Source organism: Cellvibrio sp. (assembly GCF_053579595.1).
Genome location: NZ_JBRFPI010000260.1, coordinates 1 through 6490 on the forward strand (window position 1 = coordinate 1; position 6490 = coordinate 6490).

Annotated in this window: 4 protein-coding genes and 1 pseudogene; 2 read left to right on the plus strand and 3 right to left on the minus strand. The window is 46.5% G+C overall.

The features are described from left to right. Window positions 1-352: pseudogene (locus tag ACWA6V_RS14990) on the minus strand (sodium:proton antiporter); the annotation flags it as partial. A gap of 630 nt (window positions 353-982) precedes the next feature. On the opposite strand from ACWA6V_RS14990, the gene ACWA6V_RS14995 reads away from it, so the two are divergent. Continuing rightward, window positions 983-2347, plus strand: a complete 1365-nt coding sequence (locus tag ACWA6V_RS14995; RefSeq protein WP_449523249.1) for a TolC family outer membrane protein — start codon at window positions 983-985, stop codon at window positions 2345-2347. 326 nt (window positions 2348-2673) lie between these two features. Then, window positions 2674-3627 carry a pectate lyase gene (locus ACWA6V_RS15000; RefSeq protein WP_449523250.1) on the plus strand — a complete coding sequence of 318 codons (954 nt, stop codon included), beginning with the start codon at window positions 2674-2676 and terminating at the stop codon, window positions 3625-3627. Window positions 3628-3808: 181 nt separating this feature from the next. Here the strand turns inward: ACWA6V_RS15000 and waaA are convergent, their stop codons facing one another. Both waaA and ACWA6V_RS15010 read right to left on the minus strand, forming a co-directional pair. Beyond that, complete coding sequence (waaA, locus tag ACWA6V_RS15005; protein ID WP_449523251.1) at window positions 3809-5092, minus strand: lipid IV(A) 3-deoxy-D-manno-octulosonic acid transferase; 1284 nt, start codon at window positions 5090-5092, stop codon at window positions 3809-3811. 42 nt (window positions 5093-5134) lie between these two features. Then, window positions 5135-6118: an integron integrase gene (locus ACWA6V_RS15010; protein ID WP_449523252.1), complete on the minus strand. Its 984-nt coding sequence runs from the start codon at window positions 6116-6118 to the stop codon at window positions 5135-5137. Window positions 6119-6490: the final 372 nt, after the last annotated feature.

Consider the following 6490-nt stretch of genomic DNA (forward strand, 5'->3'; position numbering starts at 1 on the left):
TGGCAAAAAGCGCCACCATAATCATCAAGCTACGCGTACTCATCTGTGCCGGACACAAACGCTGCACCACTGATTGCACTATACCTTTAGCATTGAGATAGGCTACGAAGGTCATGGTCGCCATCAAAAATAACCAGAGAGTGGCGATCTCTAACAGGTTGTGATTAAGCTTTTCCAGCATCACGTCTTGCTGTTCGTGACCTCCAGAGAACATAAACATCACCAGCCAGGACAGACTGCCGAAGAACAAGGTGGTTTTGGCTTTATTGATATGGATAACTTCCTCGAAAACCACCCCGAGAAGCGCAAGCACCGCAAAAATTATCAGCACAACTTCCAATGACATAGGCATATAAGACCCTTTATATAGATTGAAGAAACCGGTGAGAGGCGATAGACCGACCACATCTGAGGCTGCTCATTAAATCGAGCAGATGTGGCAGTGGGGCAAGCGAGTAGAACTCAAGCTCGCCGATGCTCAAATTGGGCGCGCATGATAAAAGTTGCACAGCGATGAAGCAATCAAACACTGTGAGAATAGACGAGAAAATCAATAACTTGCAGCGATCCGCCAATATCACTCGTAAACTTACGCAAAAACTGCTCCATAGATCCATATTGACTAACAGCGATCTGCTTACAGTCACTGACAATTTTTTGCATAGTGAATCTGTATCCTGCGCACTTGTGTCTAAACCCCTGCAACTGGAGATTGCCTGTCGGGCAGGAGCATTTAGAGAAGGGATGGTTTAGAAAGGTAAACTCAACACTAAGCTTACATTTGTAACTTCACGGCAAGCGCAGCGCGTTTTACCCTTTTTAACTACTGAACCCTCGTTCATTTCTCGACCCCAAGGCAGCAAGCGGCTAAACTCCACGCAACTCGCTTATTTGTACTTACACCCGCGCAGATTAAGGCATACGCCCAATTGATCGCGAGTGTTGAACTGGAATTCTCAACTCTGGACTTTGGAAAACTTTTATGAAAAAGACCAAGCTTTACCTGCTCGTCAGCCTCTTTTCTCTTGCACCTTTGACGGCTAGCGCCAATAGCTTACTGGATATTTATGAGCTGGCAGCCCAAAACGATGCCCAATTAAAAGCCGACAAGGCGAAATATGAAGCTGGCCTCGCAAACAAAACTATTAGACGCTCCGGCTTGCTGCCGCAAATCAACGCCAAAGCACAATTGGGAAATACAGATGAAGACACCGTCAACAATTTAACGAACACCACCCTGAAGACTGACAGTGACTCAAGCGGCTGGGATCTTTCTTTATCACAACCTCTTTTTAATATGTCCTCCTGGTACAGCTACAAGCAGGGCGTTAAATTGAGTGAACAGGCTGAAGCCCAGTTTGGTGCCGACCAACAAAGCCTGATCGTCCGCACCGCTGAAGCCTATTTCAATGTACTGCGTGCCGTAGAAACTCTGGAAGCGACCATTGCCGAAGAAAAAGCCTTAGAGAAACAACTTGAGCAAACCAAGCAACGCTTTGAAGTGGGCTTGACCGCCATTACCGAAGTGCACGAAGCCCAAGCGGCATTCGATAGCGCTAGAGCCGCAACCCTTGAAGCACGTGGGAATCTGGGAATTAATTATGAAGCGCTCGAGGTACTGACTGGTAAACCAGAAGACCAGATTGCCCCACTTTCAGCAAAATTCCCGGTGATAACACCCGTTCCTGCCAACCGCGCGGAATGGGTCGAGTTTTCATTAAAAAACAACTACAACCTGAAAGCATCAAAGCTGCAGGCCGAGGCCTCCCTGCAGAACGCCAAGGCAAACAAGTCCAATCATTTGCCAACCTTGGGGGCAACTCTTGGTTACTCTGATTACGACAACGACGGCATTAACCGTGGTGAGACCTTTGATACCACAACCGATGGCAGCACCATCAATCTGCGTCTGGATGTTCCTATTTACAGCGGCGGTGCAACCTCTGGCCGCAGCCGTCAGGCCTATGCGCAATACACCCAAGCACAGGAGCTTTACAACAGCACACAGCGCAACGTAATCCAAAGCACACGTGCACTGCACCTTTCGGTTGAAACCGATGTTGCTAGCGTACAGGCACGCAAGCAGGCGATTGTGTCCAACCAATCAGCACTGGAAGCAACCCAATCCGGTTACGAAGTTGGCACCCGCAACTTAGTAGAAGTGTTATTGGCGCAGCGCAATTTGTATCAGGCGCGCCGCAACTACTCAGATGCACTTTACAATTACGTGATCGACACCATCAAACTGCGCGAAGTTGCTGGCATGCTGACTCCAGCGGATGTTCAGGAAATTGATAAGTGGTTGCTGGACGATGCACTGGTGAGTCGCAGCAAATACGAAAACTGATCACAATAAGCATTGCACAATGACCAATAAAAATGCCGGACTAATGTCCGGCATTTTTATTGGTAAATAAATTCATACCTGATGGCGCATCAGTTAATGAATTATTTACAAAGCCCTTCACAAAAAAAATCATTTGTCATCTAAACCGATTTTAATGCCCAGTAAACAACCGTATAGTCCAATCGCTTTTCGCTGTATCAAGAGCACACATAACAATAAATAGTCTGCCCTTATTTCTCTGGAAAGCTGTAACTCCCCTGAATTTAGCAGGCGCCACTATTCGGTCAATCCGTTCATTTATCCCAATAACTGACGAGATTGAAATCATGCTAAAAAAAATCTTTATCACTACTGCACTACTCAGTTGTGCTGCCAGCGCATTTTCTGCCTCCAATCGCCCTGACGGCTACGTCACTATTTGCAAAATCGGGCAGACCTGCTCAGTCAGTGGTTCGACTAATGTTGCGTTTGGCGCATCGGGAAAATTTGTCTATAAAATCCTGAGCGGCAGCTTCTCTTGCTCGGTAGCCACCTTTGGTTCAGATCCGATTCCATCCAAATCTGTGAAGGAGTGTTCTATTCCAGCGTCAGGTTCCGGTGGCGCTACATCATCACCATCAACATCTTCTTCAGGCAGCACCAGTAGCAGCGGCGGCACTAGCGGTAGCATTACCGGGGCAACCTGTACCGCCAATGGCTCGGTGAGTGTGAGCACCACCATCAAAGTGACCAGCGGTGTTTACGATGGTGGTTGTAAAGTATTTACCGCCACTAGTGCACTCGGTGATGGCAGCCAAAGCGAAGGACAAAGTCCGGTGTTCCGCGTAGAAAATGGTGCGACATTGAAAAACGTAATTTTCGGCAACAATGCTGCAGATGGCATTCACTTTTACAATGGTGGCACCATCGACAATATTCGCTGGACTAACGTGGGTGAGGATGCGATGACAATTAAATCGTCCGGCACTGTGAATGTAAAAAATATTTCCGGTTTCGCTGGTTCAGACAAATTTATCCAAGTCAATGCAGCATCAACGCTCAATGTATCTAATTGCGTAGTCGATGGCATGGGTAAATTCTTGCGGCAGAATGGCGGCACTACATTCAAGATTGCGGTAGGCGTTGATAAATGCCAGATATCCAATATGGGCGAAGGTATTTTCCGCACCGACAGCTCCACCAGTACCGCAAAAATTACCAATAGCCGTTTAAGAAATGCCGGCAGCATTTGTATTGGTAAATGGGCAAGCTGCACCAGTTCAGGCATTACAAATTATTAATCGTTAGCAACTTTCTGTTAGCAATGAAAAACGCCGGACGCTCATAAGCTGAACGTCCGGTGTTTTTATTTATGAATATTTATCAAATATTTTTTGCAGGTCATTTCAAGGAGGCGCTGAATTACTTGCCATAGACAGCTATGGATACCCGTGTTCGCGGGTATGACGAGCGATATATTATTCATGATGTCCTTAAATGATCGGCAATCACTACAAGCGTTTTATCCAAAGCACCACGGTTATCCAATGCCACCTGCAAAGCAGCAGCACCCTTCTCCATTCGCAGCGAATCATTTTCTAACAAGCGAACAAACGCTTCAGCAAGTGTTTGTGCCGAGCTAACTTTCATTAATGCGCCTGCATCGGTTAGCAAACGTGCAACCTCTGCAAAATTAAATAAATGCTCACCACTGACTAAAGGTAAACCCCAAGCCGCCGGCTCGATGAAATTATGCCCACCATTAGGCACCAGGCTCCCTCCTACAAATGCGATATCACTGGCACCAAACATCAACATCAATTCACCCATGGTATTGCCGAGCAAAATGTTATTCGTACTATCCCAACTGTGCTCGCTGCGCAGAGCCACGTTAAAACCACGGCTCACACACAACTGCCCTACCCTCTCAAAACGTTCAGGATGGCGCGGAACCAAAACCAACACTGCACTGCGTGCCAAATCGGAAGAACTTGCACGAACCAGGGCAAAGGCATCAAGAATAAGTTCATCTTCACCTTGATGAGTACTCGCTGCAATCAACACCAAGCGTTGCCCATTATTGGATAACTGATTTTTCAAGGTTGTCGCTTGCACACGAAGATCATCACCTAAATTCAGATCGAATTTGATATTGCCGGTCACTATCACTTTATCCTCAGATAAACCCAGTGCGACAAAGCGGGCGGCATCGGTCGAATTTTGAATCGCTGCGCAGGATAAATGCTGCAACATAGGTTTGGTTAACGCACCAAAACGCGCATAGCCGCGCGCAGATTTTTCAGACAAACGCCCATTGACCAACATTGCTGGAATATTGCGCTTTGCGCAGGCAGCCAAGGTATTTGGCCATAACTCGGTTTCCATGACTAAATACAGCGAAGGTTTAACGCGCATTAAAAAACGCGCCAATGCATCGGGCAAATCATAAGGTGCATAAACATGCACAACAGAATCACCCAGGGTTGCACGCACGCGCTCGGAACCCGTTGGGGTTGTAGTAGTAATCACCAACTGCACGCTTTCATCTGCCTGCAAACGGCGAATCAGCGGTAGTGCCGCTAAAAACTCACCCACTGATACCGTATGCAACCACACTACTTTTTTATGGGTAGTTAACGCGGAAAAAAAACCAAAGCGTTCCGCCCAGCGTTTTGCATAAGCGGGAGCGGCAATTGAACGCCAGAGCAAGCGCAGCAATATAAAAGGCAGGAGCAGATAAAAAATGGAGGTATAGAGAACACGCATAGGCTGGCTCAAAAAACGACAAGAGCACCAGAATAGCAAAATTCATTGCCCACCTAAAAGCCTTAGTCGATCAAGCGGACTACTCACGCCAACAAAATGCTGCCCCAAAACATGTGTGTAAATCTGGGTTGTTTTTACATCATTGTGACCAAGAAGCTCTTGCACGTTACGAATATCACATCCCGCCTGCAATAAATGCGTCGCAAACGAATGGCGAAAACTGTGGCACGTTACGCGTTTGCGATCAATTCCCGCTGATTGCACAGCTTGCTGCAACGCCTTGCGCGCAACCGAATCATGCAGGTGATGGCGACAGAGCGCATGAGTAGCCGGATGCTCTGAAAAACCGGATGATGGAAATACAAACATCCATGCCGGGGAGCGAAATGCATTGGGAAATTTCTTGGCAAGTTGATTAGGTAGCGAAGGACCTATACCGCGCTTGTTATCCTCCGCCTGCAACGCGAGAGACTCATCAATTGCTTTTTGCAACTGTGGCACCAAGGATTTCCCCAGCAACGTCTGCCTATCTTTATTACCTTTTGCATCACGAACACAAATAGAACCATTCGAAAAATCAACATCTTGAACACGCAAGCGCAAACATTCCGTAATACGCAAACCACTTGCGTACAACAATTCAAAAATCAAACGGTTACGCCCCTGCATTTGGGCAAGAATACGTAAAATTTCCTCTTGGGCTAATACCACTGGCAAATGACGCTGCTTCACTGCAAGCGTAAAACCTAAATCTCCCAACTCCTGCTTGAGTACCTTTGCATACAGAAACACCACCGCGTTTAAAGCGACCTTTTGGGTGTTTACAGCAACATTTTGTTTGACTGCAAGCCAAGTGAGAAACGCCTTCACTTCAGCACCTGCCATTTCAGCCGGATGGCGCTTTTGATGAAACAAAATAAACTGCCGAATCCAATAAAGATAACTCTTCTCTGTGCGAATGCTGTAGCCCCTCAGCCGGATCTCACCCCTAACCATTTCCAAAAAAGGACTGGATTTTCCTGCCATCACAACTCTCCCTGACACACATCAATACTGGTTTTATATACAGTATATTATTAACCACCAACCTGCAATGCGCAAATACCCCCCTTTACACTGCGCGATAATCCCCTTTCCTAAACCTGTAAACCCGATTATATTCAGCCACTTGCAAGCTGGACGGATCCGAAAAACAAGCTCCCTCCAGCGAATAAACACGCACGCGTGTTTATCTCACCCCAATGTCCGACGAAACCACACAGATAACTTTGTATTTCAAAGAGTTGATGTGTTTTTCTAAAAGAAAAGTAAGGAGGGATAACGCGCATGCTCGGTATACAAATGTTATATTGGCCTTAAATTTGAGTATCAACTTTAATAAAGGAAGTATTATGAAAA